At 42.7% G+C, this 16,801-nt stretch carries 9 protein-coding genes and 1 pseudogene; all 10 read left to right on the top strand.

The window, feature by feature from the left end:
• Nucleotides 1–11 precede the first annotated feature (11 nt).
• Nucleotides 12–7,520: a CshA family fibrillar surface protein C gene (locus ACWPVZ_RS04400; RefSeq protein WP_454381102.1), complete on the top strand. Its 7,509-nt coding sequence runs from the start codon at nt 12–14 to the stop codon at nt 7,518–7,520.
• Nucleotides 7,521–7,580: 60 nt separating this feature from the next.
• Nucleotides 7,581–9,479 (top strand): annotated as a pseudogene (locus tag ACWPVZ_RS04405) (LPXTG cell wall anchor domain-containing protein); the annotation flags it as partial.
• 185 nt (nt 9,480–9,664) lie between these two features.
• Entirely contained in the window at nt 9,665–9,886 is a 222-nt protein-coding gene (locus tag ACWPVZ_RS04410) for a DUF4649 family protein (RefSeq protein ID WP_002890796.1), read from the top strand.
• Nucleotides 9,887–10,021: 135 nt separating this feature from the next.
• Nucleotides 10,022–11,023, top strand: coding sequence for a tryptophan ABC transporter substrate-binding protein (gene trpX / locus ACWPVZ_RS04415; protein WP_002890797.1), 1,002 nt, complete (start codon nt 10,022–10,024; stop codon nt 11,021–11,023).
• Between the two features lie 9 nt (nt 11,024–11,032).
• Nucleotides 11,033–11,902, top strand: a complete 870-nt coding sequence (locus tag ACWPVZ_RS04420; RefSeq protein ID WP_002883493.1) for an ABC transporter permease — start codon at nt 11,033–11,035, stop codon at nt 11,900–11,902.
• Nucleotides 11,899–12,657 (top strand): ABC transporter ATP-binding protein, encoded by a 759-nt coding sequence (locus tag ACWPVZ_RS04425; protein ID WP_454381105.1) that lies wholly within the window; start codon nt 11,899–11,901, stop codon nt 12,655–12,657. The genes ACWPVZ_RS04420 and ACWPVZ_RS04425 overlap by 4 nt, the downstream gene beginning before the upstream one ends.
• 179 nt (nt 12,658–12,836) lie before the next feature.
• Nucleotides 12,837–14,498 (top strand): ribonuclease J, encoded by a 1,662-nt coding sequence (locus ACWPVZ_RS04430; protein WP_211180921.1) that lies wholly within the window; start codon nt 12,837–12,839, stop codon nt 14,496–14,498.
• Nucleotides 14,499–14,632: 134 nt separating this feature from the next.
• A complete protein-coding gene (locus ACWPVZ_RS04435; RefSeq protein ID WP_061652391.1) occupies nt 14,633–15,415 on the top strand; it encodes an alpha/beta hydrolase in 783 nt (260 codons plus the stop codon).
• Nucleotides 15,416–15,534: 119 nt separating this feature from the next.
• Nucleotides 15,535–16,254, top strand: a complete 720-nt coding sequence (locus ACWPVZ_RS04440) for a matrixin family metalloprotease (RefSeq protein ID WP_454381108.1) — start codon at nt 15,535–15,537, stop codon at nt 16,252–16,254.
• A 12-nt stretch (nt 16,255–16,266) separates the two neighbouring features.
• Entirely contained in the window at nt 16,267–16,638 is a 372-nt protein-coding gene (locus ACWPVZ_RS04445; RefSeq protein ID WP_347101061.1) for a hypothetical protein, read from the top strand.
• Nucleotides 16,639–16,801 lie beyond the last annotated feature (163 nt).

Below are 16,801 nucleotides of genomic sequence, written 5' to 3' on the forward strand. Positions count from 1 at the left end.
AGTTGAATACCATGGATGGTCAATACGTTCCAACAGTCACTCCAATTGAAATCGAAGGAGTTGACAAAACTTCGACTGATGTTCAAGGTGCGACTCAAAAAGAAACTCCAACCTTTAACACAACTGCGACTAACTCAAATGGTGAAAAGATTGCAATCACTCCAAGTGCCGAATATCCTGCTAAGTTGGTGGATCCTGCCACAGGTCTCACTACTGATGCGCCATCTGTAACAGTTGAAGGGGAAGGAACTTATACGATTAATCCTTCAACGGGTGAAGTAACCTTCACTCCAGATCCAAACTTTACTGGTACAGCCAAAGGTGTGGATGTTACATTGTCAGCGCCAGTTGGTAGAAACAAAGATGGTAAGATCCAACAGGATTACATCAAGACTGCAACAGCTAAGTACACACCAACAGTCACACCAATCACAGTGACTCCTACAGACAAGGTTTCTGCGGATGTTCAAAACGTTCCTCAAACCCAAACACCAACCTTTGATTTGAGTAATGATAAGACTGCTGAAATCACAAGCAAGAAATTGGTAGATCCCGCAACTGGTCAACCAACTGATGAAACAACAGTGACAGTAGCAGGTGAAGGTAGCTATACTATCGACCCAACGACTGGAGCAGTAACATTTACGCCAGAAAAAGACTTTGTTGGTACTGCAAAAGGAGTAACTGTTCAGGCAACTGCTACGATTACAAATGCTAATGGTAAGACTGCAACCATTACTTCAGATGCGACCTACACACCAACTGTTGTGCCAGCAGTTCCAACTGCAAACCCTGCAACTTCAAAAGATATCCAAGGTGCGACTCAAACAGGCACACCAACCTTCGCAGGAACTACTGTTCAAGTAAACGGTGAAGATAAAGCTATTACGATCAAAGATAATAGCTACACGCTTTTGGATAATGATGGCAATGAAGTGACAAGTACACCAGCTTATGCCGCAGATGGTACAACTGAAATTGGTACTTACTCAATTGATTCAGCTACTGGTCAAGTCACTTTCACACCGACTGATAAATCATACACAGGTGTAGTAACACCGGCCAAGGTTCAAGCTGAAAGCTCAAACGGTATCAAGGTGGATACAACTTACACACCAGAAATCGTTCCAGTAACCCCAACAGCTACACCAGCTGAAACAACTGATATTCAAGGTGCGACACAAACTGGTAAACCTGAATTCAAGGGTGGAACAGTAACGGTTGATGGCGTTGAGAAGACTGTTGAAATCAATGAAGATGTTCCAGCGACATTTGACGATGGTTCAACGACTAAGACAGTTGACGGCGTTGGTACTTACACAGTAGCAGCAGACGGTACTGTTACATTTGTACCAGAAAAATCATTCGTTGGAACTGCTTCAGGTGTAACAGTGAAACGTGTGGATAAGAACGGAACTGAAATCACAGCTAAGTACACCCCAACAGTAACACCAGTAACACCAACTGCAACACCAGTTGAAACAACAAATATCCAAGGTGCTACACAAACTGGTAAACCTGTATTTACTGAAGGCGATAGCCGTGTGCCAATGAACGATGATGTTCCAGCAACATTTGATGATGGCTCAACTACCAAGTCAGTTGATGGCGTTGGCACCTACACAGTAGCAGCAGACGGTACTGTTACATTTGTTCCAGAACCAAGTTTTACAGGAACAGCACCAGCAGTTACAGTCGTTCGTGAAGACAAGAACGGAACAAAAGCTTCAGCGACTTACACACCATCAGTAACACCAATCACAGTGACTCCTACAGACAAGGTTTCTGCGGATGTTCAAAACGCTCCTCAAACCCAAACACCAACCTTTGATTTGAGTAATGATAAGACTGCTGAAATCACAAGCAAGAAATTGGTAGATCCAGCAACTGGTCAGCCTACTGATGAAACAACAGTGACAGTAGCAGGTGAAGGTAGCTATACTATCGACCCAACGACTGGAGCAGTAACATTTACGCCAGAAAAAGACTTTGTTGGTACTGCAAAAGGAGTAACTGTTCAGGCAACTGCTACGATTACAAATGCTAATGGTAAGACTGCAACCATTACTTCAGATGCGACCTACACACCAACTGTTGTGCCAGCAGTTCCAACTGCAAACCCTGCAACTTCTAAAGATGTTCAAGGTGCAACGCAAACAGGGACACCAACTTTTGCAGGAACAACTGTTCAAGTGAATGGTGAAGATAAAGCTATTACGATCAAAGATAATAGCTACACGCTTTTGGATAATGATGGTAATGAAGTGACAAGTACACCAGCTTATGCCGCTGATGGTACAACTGAAATTGGTACTTACTCAATTGATTCAGCTACTGGTCAAGTCACTTTCACACCGACTGATAAATCATACACAGGTGTAGTAACACCGGCCAAGGTTCAAGCTGAAAGCTCAAACGGTATCAAGGTAGATACAACTTACACACCAGAAATCGTTCCAGTAACCCCAACAGCTACACCAGCTGAAACAACTGATATTCAAGGTGCTACTCAAACTGGTAAACCTGAATTCAAGGGTGGAACAGTAACTGTTGATGGTGTTGAGAAAACAGTAGCTATCAATGAAGATGTTCCAGCGACATTTGACGATGGTTCAACGACTAAGACAGTTGACGGAGTTGGTACTTACACAGTAGCAGCTGACGGTACGGTGACGTTTGTTCCTGAGAAATCATTTGTCGGAACTGCGCCGGCTGTAACGGTTGTTCGTGAAGATAAGAACGGAACCAAAGCCTCTGCGACTTACACCCCAACAGTAACACCAGTTACACCAACAGCGACACCAGTTGAAACAACAGGTAAACAAGGTCAAACCCAAACAGGTAAGCCTGAATTTACTGAAGGTGACAGCCGTGTGCCAATGAACGATGACGTTCCAGCAACCTTCGACGATGGTTCAACTACGAAGACAGTTGATGGCGTTGGTACCTACACAGTAGCAGCCGACGGAACTGTAACTTTTGTTCCAGAGAAATCATTTACTGGAACAGCTCCAGCTGTGACGGTTGTTCGTGAAGATAAGAACGGAACCAAAGCCTTTGCGACTTACACACCAACTGTGACTCCAGTAACTCCAACAGCAACACCAGCTGAATCTACGGGACCTCAAGGTTTGGTTCAAACTGGAACAGTAACCTTCACAGAAGGTGATGAAGTAGCGCCAATTAACAAGGATTCAATTACCCTTCTTGATGAAAATGGTCAGCCAGCAGCATCAGTAGAAGCGAAATCACCAGCAGGTGACGTGATCGGTACCTTCACTGTTGATAAAGAAACAGGTGTTGTGACCTTCACCCCAACGGATAAATCTTATTCAGGTGATGTTGTCCCAGTTAAGGTTCAAGCAGCTGATACAAATGGTACAACAGTAGAAACAACTTATACACCTAAGATTACTCCAGTTGTCCCAACTTCTGAAGATGCTACATCGACAGATATCCAAGGTGCCACTCAAACAGGTAAACCAACCTTTACTGAAGGTAATCCAAATGTTCCAATTGATGAAGATACACCAGCGACCTTTGAAGATGGCTCAACTACGAAGACAGTAGATGGTGAAGGAACTTACACCGTTTCTCCAGATGGTACAGTAACTTTCGTACCAGAAAAATCATTTACTGGAACAGGAACAGGCGTAACTGTGAAACGTGTGGATAAGAACGGAACTGAAATCACAGCGAAGTACACACCAACAGTAACTCCTGTAACACCGACAGCGACACCAGTTGAAACAACAGGTAAACAAGGTCAAACCCAAACAGGTAAGCCTGAATTTACTGAAGGTGACAGCCGTGTGCCAATGAACGATGACGTTCCAGCTACTTTCGACGATGGTTCAACTACCAAGACAGTTGATGGAGTTGGTACATACACAGTAGCTTCAGACGGAACAGTAACCTTTGTTCCTGAGAAATCATTCACAGGTAAAGCGCCGGAGGTAACGGTTGTTCGTGAAGATAAGAACGGAACCAAAGCTTCTGCAACTTACACCCCAACAGTAACACCGGTGACTCCAACTGCTACACCAGCTGAATCTACGGGACCTCAAGGTCTTGTTCAAACTGGAACAGTAACCTTCACAGAAGGTGATGAAGTAGCGCCAATCGACAAGAATACCATTACTCTTCTTGATGAAAATGGTCAACCAGCCGCATCAGTAGAAGCGAAATCACCAGCAGGTGACGTGATTGGTACCTTCACTGTTGATAAAGAAACAGGTGTTGTGACCTTCACACCAACAGATAAATCTTACTCAGGTGATGTTGTCCCAGTTAAGGTTCAAGCAGCTGATACAAATGGTACAACAGTAGAAACAACTTACACACCTAAGATTACTCCAGTCGTTCCAACTTCTGAAGATGCAACATCGACAGATATCCAAGGTGCCACTCAAACAGGTAAACCAACCTTTACTGAAGGTGATCCAAATGTTCCAATTGATGAAGATACACCAGCGACCTTTGAAGATGGATCAACTACGAAGACAGTAGATGGTGAAGGAACTTACACAGTTTCTCCAGATGGTACAGTAACTTTCGTACCAGAAAAATCATTTACTGGAACTGCTTCAGGTGTAACAGTTAAACGTGTAGATAAGAATGGTACTGAAATTACAGCGAAGTACACACCAACAGTAACACCAGTAACTCCAACTGCAACACCAGTTGAAACTACAGATATCCAAGGTGCTACACAAACAGGTAAGCCAGTATTTACAGAAGGCGATAGCCGTGTGCCAATGAACGATGATGTTCCAGCAACATTTGACGATGGCTCAACGACTAAGACTGTAGACGGTGTTGGTACTTACACAGTAGCAGCAGATGGAACCGTAACCTTCGTACCAGAAAAATCATTCGTAGGAACTGCACCAGCTGTAACAGTGGTTCGTGAAGATAAGAACGGAACAAAAGCTTCTGCAACTTATACACCAACCGTAACACCAGTTACACCAACTGCAGAAGATACAACATCTACTGACAAACAAGGTCAAACGCAAACAGGTACACCAACCTTCACACCAGGTAATCCAAATGTTCCAATGGATGATGATACACCTGCAACATTTGAAGATGGCTCAACTACGAAGACCGTTCCTGGTGAAGGAACTTACACAGTTGCTCCAGACGGAACCGTAACATTTGTTCCAGAAAAATCATTCACTGGAGAAGGTACAGGCGTAACGGTTAAACGTGTCGATAAGAACGGTACTCCAGTTACTGCTAAGTACACACCAACTGTTACACCAGTAACCCCAACAGCAACACCAGCTGAATCTACGGGACCTCAAGGCTTGGTTCAAACTGGAACAGTAACCTTCACAGAAGGTGATGAAGTAGCGCCAATTAACAAGGATTCAATTACCCTTCTTGATGAAAATGGTCAGCCAGCAGCATCAGTAGAAGCGAAATCACCAGCAGGTGACGTGATTGGTACATTCACCGTTGATAAAGAAACAGGTGTGGTTACTTTCACACCAACGGATAAATCTTATTCAGGTGATGTTGTCCCAGTTAAGGTTCAAGCAGCTGATACAAATGGTACAACAGTAGAAACAACTTACACCCCTAAGATTACTCCAGTTGTTCCAACTTCTGAAGATGCAACATCGACAGATATCCAAGGTGCCACTCAAACAGGTAAACCATCCTTTACTGAAGGTAATCCAAATGTTCCAATTGATGAAGATACACCAGCGACCTTTGAAGATGGATCAACTACGAAGACAGTAGATGGTGAAGGAACTTACACCGTTTCTCCAGATGGTACAGTAACTTTCGTACCAGAAAAATCATTTACTGGAACTGCTTCAGGTGTAACAGTGAAACGTGTGGATAAGAACGGAACTGAAATCACAGCTAAGTACACACCAACAGTAACTCCTGTAACACCGACAGCGACACCAGTTGAAACAACAGGTAAACAAGGTCAAACCCAAACAGGTAAGCCTGAATTTACTGAAGGTGATAGTCGTGTACCAATGAACGATGACTTTCCAGCTACTTTCGACGATGGTTCAACGACTAAGACAGTTGATGGAGTTGGTACATACACAGTAGCAGCTGACGGAACAGTAACCTTTGTTCCAGAGAAATCATTCACAGGTAAAGCACCGGCCGTAACGGTTGTTCGTGAAGATAAGAACGGAACCAAAGCTTCTGCGACTTACACACCAACTGTGACTCCAGTAACTCCAACAGCAACTCCTGCTGAATCTGAAGCACCTCAAGGCGTGGTTCAAACTGGAACAGTAACCTTCACTGAAGGTGACCCAGTTGCACCAATTGATAAGGATACCATTACTCTTCTTGATGAAAATGGTCAACCAGCAGCATCAGTAGAAGCGAAATCACCAGCTGGTGACGTGATCGGTACCTTCACCGTTGATAAAGAAACAGGTGTTGTGACCTTCACCCCAACGGATAAATCTTACTCAGGTGATGTTGTTCCAGTCAAGGTTCAAGGTAAAGATACAAATGGTACAACTGTAGAAACAACTTACACACCGAAGATCACTCCAGTTGTCCCAACTGCTGATCCTGCAACATCTACAGACATCCAAGGTCAAACTCAAACAGGTACACCAAGCTTCACACCTGGTAACCCTGCAATCCCAATGGATGATGATGTACCAGCAACCTTTGAAGATGGCTCAACAACTAAAGTTATTCCAGGAGAAGGTACTTACACTGTAGCTCCTGATGGTACAGTAACTTTCGTACCAGAAAAATCATTTACTGGAACAGGAACAGGCGTAACTGTGAAACGTGTAGATAAGAACGGTACTTCAGTTACTGCTAAGTACACTCCAACTGTGACTCCTGTAACACCGACAGCGACACCAGTTGAAACAACAGGTAAACAAGGTCAAACCCAAACTGGTAAGCCTGAATTTACTGAAGGCGACAGCCGTGTGCCAATGAACGATGACGTTCCAGCTACTTTCGACGATGGTTCAACTACGAAGACAGTTGATGGAGTTCGTACTTACACAGTAGCAGCAGACGGAACTGTAACTTTTGTTCCAGAGAAATCATTTACTGGAACAGCTCCAGCTGTGACGGTTGTTCGTGAAGATATGAACGGAACTAAGGCTTCAGCGACTTACACCCCAACAGTAACACCGGTGACTCCAACTGCTACACCAGCAGAATCAACTGGTCCTCAAGGAGTGGTTCAGACCGGAACAGTAACCTTCACTGAAGGTGACCCAGTTGCACCAATTGATAAGGATACCATTACTCTTCTTGATGAAAATGGCCAACCAGCAACGGCAGTGTTTGCGAAATCACCAGCGGGTGATATTATTGGTACCTTCACAGTTGATAAAGAGACAGGTGTTGTAACCTTCACACCAACAGACAAATCTTATTCAGGTGATGTTGTTCCAGTGAAAGTTCAAGCTGCGGATACTAATGGAACAACTGTAGAAACAACTTACACACCTAAGATTACTCCAGTCGTTCCAACTTCTGAAGATGCTACATCAACAGATATCTAAGGTGCTACACAATCTGGTAAACCAACCTTCACTGAAGGTGATCCAAATGTTCCAATTGATGAAGATACACCAGCGACCTTTGAAGATGGATCAACTACGAAGACAGTAGATGGTGAAGGAACTTACACCGTTGCTCCAGATGGTACAGTAACTTTCGTACCAGAAAAATCATTTACTGGAACTGCTACAGGCGTAACCGTGAAACGTGTTGATAAGAACGGAACTGAAATCACAGCGAAGTACACACCAACTGTGACACCAGTAACTCCAACAGCGACACCAACTGAATCAACAGATATCCAAGGTGCTACACAAACTGGTAAGCCAGTATTTACAGAAGGCGATAGCCGTGTGCCAATGAACGATGATGTTCCAGCAACATTTGAAGATGGTTCAACGACTAAGACTGTTGATGGTGTTGGTACATACACAGTAGTAGCAGACGGAACCGTAACCTTTGTTCCAGAAAAATCATTCGTAGGAACTGCACCAGCTGTAACAGTGGTTCGTGAAGATAAGAACGGAACCAAAGCTTCTGCAACTTACACCCCAACAGTAACTCCTGTTACTCCAACAGCGGAACCAGCAACATCAACAGATATTCAAGGTGCAACTCAAACCGGTAAGCCAACCTTCACCGAAGGTGACAGCCGTGTACCAATGAATGACGATGTTCCAGCAACATTTGAAGATGGTTCAACGACTAAGACTGTTGATGGTGTTGGTACATACACAGTAGCAACAGACGGAACCGTAACCTTTGTTCCAGAAAAATCATTCGTAGGAACTGCACCAGCTGTGACAGTTGTCCGTGAAGATATTAACGGAACTAAGGCTTCAGCAACCTACACACCAACAGTAACTCCAGTTACACCAACTTCAGAGCCAGCAACATCTACAGATATTCAAGGTCAGACACAAACAGGTAAACCAAGCTTCACGCCTGGTAACCCAAGTGTCCCAATGGATGATGATGTACCAGCTACCTTTGAAGATGGCTCAACAACTAAAGTTATTCCAGGTGAAGGAACTTACACAGTTGCTCCAGACGGAACTGTAACCTTCGTCCCAGAAAAAGCATTCACAGGAACAGGTACAGGTGTGACCGTGAAACGTGTTGATAAGAACGGTACAGCCATTCCAGCAACCTACACGCCAACCGTAACACCAGTAACACCAACTGCAGAATCAGTTACCTCAATTGGAAATAAAGGCCAAACGCAAACAGGTAAGCCAGTATTTACAGAAGGCGATAGCCGTGTACCAATGAATAACCAAGTACCAGCTACCTTTGAAGATGGCTCAACAACTAAGACTATTGCAGGTGTAGGAACTTACACAGTAGCTGCAGATGGCACTGTAACATTCACACCAGAAACTGAATTTACAGGAACTGCCCCAGCAGTCACAGTGGTTCGTGAAGATGTTAACGGAACTAAGGCTTCAGCAACCTACACACCAACTGTACTTCCAATCACTAAGTTTGTTGATAAAGAAGGTAAGGAAATCCCAGGATATCCTACAGTTGATGGTGAACAGCCAAAAGCTGAAATTCCAGGTTACCGCTTCGTAGAAACTAAGAAATTACCTAATGGTGATATCGAACATGTCTACGAGCAAGTGACGACGTCATACGTTGATGAAAATGGTACTCCTATCCCTGGTTATCCAAGCGAAAATGGCCAACAACCTAAGAAAGATATCCCAGGTTATGAATTTGTGAAGACAGTTGTAGATGAAAATGGTAATACTCAACACATCTACAAACAAATTGTGACTCCAACACCAGTGCCGGATACAACTCCGACATCAGAGCCACAGCCAGCTCCACAAACAGAAGAGCCTAAGGCTCCAGTACTTCCAGAAACTGGTAGTGAGGATTCAAACCTTGCAATCTTTGGTTTGGCAAGTCTTCTAGCTGGATTTGGACTCTATGGCGCAAAACGACGCAAACGTTAAGATGATTTAACGGTCGGATAGGACCTTAAGAATCCAGATTCCAATTAAAATAGACCCCATGGCATTTGCCATGGGGTCTATTTGTATGGACTAGCCTGCTAGTTTTTTTAAGACGTCATGATTGACTTTACTCTCTAGGAAGCGTAATCTAGACTTTAATTAAAGGATTAAAAGGAGGTCCCTCGATGATTGAAGTAACTTATTTAAATACTGCAAAGCAAGAAAAACACACTTCTTTTGAAGATTACAATGAATTTGTCAGAGCACAGCAAGCTTGTTGGATTGCCTTACCGGATTCAACGCCAGTCACTAAGGTGACGATAAACGGACATGATATTGGCTACAAAGGACAATATGGCGACCTTTACTTTTATATTATGAAGCTAGACTTGGCACAATATCAGTAATAATAGGAAAAAGAATCAGACATCGTGTTCTGATTCTTTTTCTTTGAGAAAGGTAATTTTTATAAATTAAGAATATTGCTAATTGACTGAAAATGACTTACAATAGAAAGGAAGAATTTATAGAAGGAGACACATATGAAAAACAAGCGTTTAATTTGGACTTTGGTTTTCTTAGCTATCTTGACGCTCGGTTCTATTGGTACAGATCTTTTCAAAAAAGAGCACCAAGATGCTAATAAGGTCGTCAAAGTAGGAATCCTCCAGTTCGTGACTCACGATGCCCTGGATCAAATCGAGAAGGGAATTGAGGATGGTCTTAAGGAAGCTGGTTATAAGGGAGACAAGGTTAAAATCACCCTCCTAAATGCCGAAGGAGACCAGTCTAAAATTCAAACCATGTCTAAACAATTGGTCAATGACAAGAATGATGTCGTTATCGGTATTGCAACGCCAGCAGCACAAGGACTAGCGGCAGCTACCAAGAACATTCCAGTCATTATGGGAGCTATCTCAGACCCTGTTGGGGCCAAATTGGTTAAGGACCTCAAGCATCCAGAAGGCAATGTCACTGGTACCTCTAACCAAGTGCCGATTAAGCAGACAGTGGAATTGGTCAAATCATTGACACCAAATGCTAAGACAATTGGTATTCTCTACGCTTCAAGCGAGGATAATTCCAAATCACAGGTTGAGAGCTTTAAGAAATTTGCTGAAAAAGATGGCCTAAATGTGGTCGAGTATGCCGTACCATCAACCAATGAAATCAATACAACTATGTCAGTCATGACTGGTAAGGTAGATGCTATCTGGACGCCTCAAGATAATACTATTGCCTCAGCTTTTTCAACAGTAATCTCATCAGCCAACCAAGCTAAGATTCCAGTTTATACGACTGTCGATACTATGGTGAAAGAGGGCGGTTTGGCCTCAGTTGCTCAAAGCCAATATGAACTTGGAAAAGCCACAGCTCGTAGTGCTGTTAAGGTTCTTAAAGGTAAGAAAGTTAAGGATGTCCCAGTTGATGTTATTGATGATGGTACTCCAACGCTCAACCTTAAAGTTGCTCAAGACCTCAACATCACCATCCCTGACGATGTGCTTAAACAGTCAGACATCGCTGTTAAAGCTGATAAATAAGGAGGACTTATGATTATTTCATCTATTTATCAGGGGCTTCTATACGGAATCCTAGGTCTTGGGATTTACATGACTTTCCGTATCTTGGATTTTCCTGATTTGACAACAGAAGGTTCCTTTCCTCTTGGTGGGGCAGTCGCAGTAACTCTTATGAACTTTGGTTGGAACCCAATTTTAGCAACCTTGGTTGCTGTTTTGGCCGGCTGTGGTGCTGGACTTGTGACTGGTCTCCTCTATACTAAGGGAGAAATTCCTACTATTTTGGCGGGGATTTTGGTCATGACTTCTCTTAACTCAGTCATGCTTATGATTATGGGAAGGGCCAACCTAGGACTTCTTGATATTAAGACTATTCAAGATTTACTTCCTTTCAGCAAGGACTACAACCTCTTGATTGTTGGTCTCATTGCTGTAACCATTGTTATCACTGCCTTGATTGCCTTTCTTAACACGCGCCTAGGTCAAGCATATATTGCCACAGGTGATAATAGAGATATGGCCAAATCTTTTGGTATCAACACAGACAATATGGAAGTGATGGGTCTTGTTATCTCAAACGGTATCATTGCCCTCTCAGGAGCCTTGATTAGCCAACAGGACGGTTATGCCGATGTTTCTAAAGGTATTGGTGTTATCGTCATTGGTCTTGCCAGCATCATCATTGGCGAGGTCCTCTATGCGACTAACTTGACTCTGTTGGAACGTTTGATTGCCATCTGTATTGGTTCAATCCTCTATCAGTTCCTTTTGACAGCAGTTATCGCTCTTGGCTTTAACACGAACTACCTCAAACTCTTTAGTGCGATTGTTCTGGCCATTTGCTTGATCTCGCCTGTCCTACGCCGAAAATTCTTTAAGGGGGTGACCTTATCACGATGACAGCTATTGTAGAACTTAAAGATGCGACTGTTAAGGTTAATAATGGTTTTGATACCGAAAAAACCATCCTGGACCATGTCAATCTTACCATTAGAGAAGGTGATTTTATTACCATTCTTGGTGGAAATGGTGCCGGAAAATCAACCCTCTTCAATGTCATTGCAGGGACCCTCATGTTGACCAGTGGTCATATTTTTATCATGGGTGAGGATGTTACGGCTCTGCCTGCTGAGAAACGTGCCAAGTACCTCTCACGGGTCTTCCAAGATCCTAAAATGGGAACGGCTCCTCGTATGACGGTTGCAGAAAATCTTTTGATTGCCAAATACCGTGGCGAAAAACGAGGTCTTAAATCACGACAAATTCATCTCTACACAGAGGAATTTCAAGGTCTGATTGAACGTATCAGTAATGGTTTAGAAAAACACTTAGATACACCAACAGGTCTTCTCTCAGGTGGTCAGCGTCAGGCACTCAGCCTTTTGATGGCGACACTTAAACGTCCTGAGCTCTTGCTCTTAGACGAACACACCGCAGCCTTGGATCCTAAGACAAGTGTGTCTCTCATGGAGTTGACCGATGAGTTTGTGACGCACGACCACTTGACTGCCTTGATGATTACTCACCATATGGAAGATGCCCTTAAATACGGAAATCGTCTTATCGTTATGAAGGATGGTCAAATCATTAAAGACCTTACCAAGGAAGAAAAAGGTCAATTGGATATCACAGACTACTACGCTATGTTTGAGTAACTCTCGTCTGACTCTAAATTGTAAAATAAGCTAAAAAGTTGTATACTTAAAGAGTATGCAACTTTTTGTTGTGGCCTGTAAATCGACAAGGAGACTGTTCGCACGAACGTTCAGCTTCTTGGACCGTCTGTAAAAATAGGCTCTAGAAGAGAGTCAAACTAAAAAGGAGAAAAACAAGCATGAGCGATATTAAAATTATTGCCCTAGGTGGAGTACGTGAAAATGCTAAGAACCTCTATATTGTTGAGATTAACGACTCTATCTTTATCTTGGATGCTGGTCTAAAGTATCCTGAAAATGAACAACTAGGTGTTGACTTTGTCATTCCTAACTTAGATTACTTGATTGAAAATAGAGATCGTATCCAAGGGATTTTCTTGACGCATGGACATGCCGATGCCATTGGTGCCCTACCTTATATCTTGCAAGAAGTCAAAGCACCAGTTTTTGGATCATCACTCACAATTGAGTTGGCTAAGCTTTTTGTGAAGAATGCTGGCGTTAAGAAATTCAATAATTTCCATGTTATTGACGCAGAAACTGAAATTGAATTTGAGAATGCTGAAGTTTCATTCTTCAAAACAACGCACTCTATTCCAGAATCAATGGGGATTGTTCTTGGAACTGACCAAGGTAATATTGTCTATACTGGTGACTTCAAATTTGACCAAGCTGCCCGTCCTTACTACAAAACTGATTTAGGTCGTTTGGCTGAAATTGGACGTGAAGGTGTCTTGGCCCTCTTGTCAGATTCAGCAAATGCGACAAGTACTGAACAAACAGCTTCGGAAGCAGAAGTTGGTCAAGAAATTGACCAAGTCATTGCCGATGCAGAAGGACGTGTTATTGTTGCTGCAGTTGCCTCAAACTTGGTACGTATTCAACAAGTCTTCGATTCAGCTGCTGATCACGGACGTCGCGTTGTTCTTACTGGTTTTGACGTTGAAAATATTGTCCGCACAGCCATCCGTCTCAAAAAATTGACTGTGGAGCATGAAAAACTTATTGTCAAACCAAAAGACATGAACAAGTTTGAAGACCACGAGTTGATTATCCTTGAAAATGGTCGTATGGGTGAACCAATCGATGGTCTCCAAAAGATGGCTGTTGGTCGTCACCGTTACGTTCAAATTAAAGATGGAGATCTGGTTTATATCGTAACAACTCCAAGCATTGCTAAAGAAGCTGTAGTGGCACGTGTCAACAACGCTATCTATAAGGCTGGTGGAACTGTTAAGATGATTACGCAGAGCCTTCGTGTATCTGGACATGCCAATGCTCGTGAACTTCAATTGATGATTAATCTCCTTCGTCCACATTATCTCTTCCCTGTCCAAGGTGAGTACCGTGACCTTCAAGCCCATGCAGAGTTAGCCTTGGAAGTTGGTATTCTTCCAGAAAATATTTATATCGTTAAACGCGGTGATATCATGCATTTGTCTGAAGATCAAGGTTTCCTTCATGAAGGAGCTGTTCCAGCTGGTGATGTGATGATCGACGGTAATGCCATTGGTGATGTTGGTAATATCGTCCTTCGTGACCGCAAGGTCTTGTCTGAAGATGGTATCTTTATCGTAGCTATCACTGTGAACAAGAAGGAACGTAAGATTGTCTCTAAAGCGCGTGTGAATACACGTGGGTTCGTCTATGTTAAGAAGAGCCGTGACATTCTCCGTGAGGCTGCTGACATTGTCAATGCTACCGTTGAAAATTACTTAGCAGGAGACAGCTTCGATTGGGGTGAACTTAAAGGAGCTGTCCGAGACGATGTAGCTAAGTTCCTCTTTGACCAAACTAAACGTCGCCCAGCGATTCTTCCGGTAGTCATGGAAGTACGTTAATCATTGATGTTACAATAAGGGTGTGAGCGTCTTGTTTGCATTCATCGAAATAGAGGTAAATCTCAACAAGATTTTCTTCTTAAAGCAGAAGCTGGGATACCCCAGCTTTTCTGACATTTAGAAAGGAAAATACAATGGCTTTTTTTCAAATTGAATACTCTTCAGATGTTCTAGGACAGTACCGTCAAGTAGATGTCATTTATCCAGACCGCGACCAGATTGCTGAAACGGAAAGTGATACGGACATTCCGGTTCTCTATCTCCTTCATGGCATGGGGGGCAATCATAATTCTTGGGCCTTTCGTACCAATATTCAGCGTCTCCTTCGTAAGACTAATCTTATCGTTATTATGCCTAACTCTGAAAATGGATGGTATACAAATACCAAATACGGTGTTAAGTATTACGATGCCATTGCTAAGGAGCTTCCTCAAGTCATGCAACGTTTCTTCCCAAGTATGACTAAGAAGCGTGAAAAGACTTTTATCGCTGGACTTTCTATGGGTGGCTATGGGTCTTTCAAACTCGCCTTAACGACAAATAACTTTGCTTGTGCGGGTTCCTTCTCTGGTGCCCTTGGATTATCAGTGGAGATGATTACTGATGAAACGAGTGAGTCTAAGGAATACTGGCAAGGTGTCTTTGGAGATTTAGAAGGAAAAGACATTGAGCAGCATAAACTGGTCAATCTAGCCAAACAACATGACAAGAAAACTAAATTCTTTGCCTGGTGTGGTCTTGAGGATTTCCTTTTTGACTCTCAAAACAAAGCAGTAGCTGATTTGAAAGCTCTTGGTTTGGACATTGACTACCGCACGGACCATGGAAGACATGAATGGTATTATTGGGAAAAACAACTAGAAGCCTACTTAGAATGGTTACCTATTGATTACGTTAAAGAAGAACGTTTGTCTTAATAGGTCAAGTTTGTAACATCTTATCAAAGAGATTATAAAAGCTTAAAGTGATATTTTTTACTTGTCAGAACTATTAGAGCTTGATATACTAGGGGAAGTTTCGAAAAGGAGGCTCAATAATGAAAAAATTATTCAGAGTAATCTTTTATATTCCCAAACTTCTTTTACAATTTATTTGGAATCTTATTTGGGCTATATTTAAACTTGCCCTAGTGCTAGCCCTTATTGGGTATGGACTCGTCTACTATGCCAATAACTCTTCAAGTACCTTAGCCACAAATATTAACCAAGCCTTTCATCAAGTAGAGCTAGGGTTTAGTGGTACCAGTACTAGTGACGTTGAGAAAGTTGTCTCTAACCTATCAACGACAGATACTATTCCAGAGTCTAACGGAGCTAGATGGGCGCAAAATACAGCCAGCATCTATATACAATCTACAGACGAAACCTTGGTAGCCGCCTATAAGGAAGCTATCACCAACTGGAATAACACGGGTGCTTTCATCTTTACTTTAACTGATGATGCCTCAACGGCTGACATTGTTGCGACAGACTATTCCGATGCGAATTCACAGGCAGCAGGTTTAGCAGATAGTCAAACCAATATTTTGACCAATCGCATCACTCATGTGGATGTAAAGTTAAATCGTTACTTCCTCTTGAATAGTGATTTTGGTTATACTCACAAGCGTATTGTTAATACGGCTGAACACGAATTGGGACATGCTATTGGCTTAGACCATGATGACTCTAAGACATCCGTTATGCAATCCGCTGGATCTTATTACGGGATTCAACAGGTGGATATTGATACGGTCCATGCTCTTTATGCTAATTAAGGAGGGGCTGTCATGCGCTATTTGAAACGCCTTGCTAGACGTTACCCCATGCAAACCTTCCTTTTTCTTTTCAATGCTGGGGTCTTTACTTGGTTGCAAACAACAGGAACCATGATTGCCAATCGTTTGGGCTTATCAGGTGATGGCATTTGGATTTATATTCCCACTTGGGTAAAAACGCTGACTAGTCATTCCATAGAGAGTATTCAAACCCTTTACGGTGCTTCTGGATGGAGTTGGCTAATCACCTCTATGCTTCTCACTTGGCTCTTGACTTTTCTTAGAGGTCTCATGAGAGCAGTGATTATCATTCTGTTAGTTGGTGTTGGCTTATGGCTAGTCTATCGACATTTTGAACTTTTACAAAATCTAAAACTGTCCTGATGGGCAGTTTTAGTTTCCTCTAACAAGTGACTTGGCTATCAAAACATAGAATACTTTCTGTAGATGAAATGAGATAGTTCCTTTGATAATTTCAGAGCGAGCTGTAGCCAAGACTTTTCGCTGTGAGAAAAGTGCCTAAAGTTTAAAAGCTTTAGGCACTCGG

The sequence above is a fragment of the Streptococcus sp. Marseille-Q6379 genome, assembly GCF_965119505.1.

Bases quoted from the DNA above. Each gene is read 5' to 3' on its own strand.
- ACWPVZ_RS04425 (WP_454381105.1), top strand. From the start codon at position 11,899: ATGACAGCTATTGTAGAACTTAAAGATGCGACTGTTAAGGTTAATAAT.
- ACWPVZ_RS04420 (WP_002883493.1), top strand. From the start codon at position 11,033: ATGATTATTTCATCTATTTATCAGGGGCTTCTATACGGAATCCTAGGT.
- ACWPVZ_RS04445 (WP_347101061.1), top strand. From the start codon at position 16,267: ATGCGCTATTTGAAACGCCTTGCTAGACGTTACCCCATGCAAACCTTC.
- ACWPVZ_RS04435 (WP_061652391.1), top strand. From the start codon at position 14,633: ATGGCTTTTTTTCAAATTGAATACTCTTCAGATGTTCTAGGACAGTAC.
- ACWPVZ_RS04410 (WP_002890796.1), top strand. From the start codon at position 9,665: ATGATTGAAGTAACTTATTTAAATACTGCAAAGCAAGAAAAACACACT.
- trpX (WP_002890797.1), top strand. From the start codon at position 10,022: ATGAAAAACAAGCGTTTAATTTGGACTTTGGTTTTCTTAGCTATCTTG.
- ACWPVZ_RS04440 (WP_454381108.1), top strand. From the start codon at position 15,535: ATGAAAAAATTATTCAGAGTAATCTTTTATATTCCCAAACTTCTTTTA.
- ACWPVZ_RS04400 (WP_454381102.1), top strand. From the start codon at position 12: ATGGATGGTCAATACGTTCCAACAGTCACTCCAATTGAAATCGAAGGA.
- ACWPVZ_RS04430 (WP_211180921.1), top strand. From the start codon at position 12,837: ATGAGCGATATTAAAATTATTGCCCTAGGTGGAGTACGTGAAAATGCT.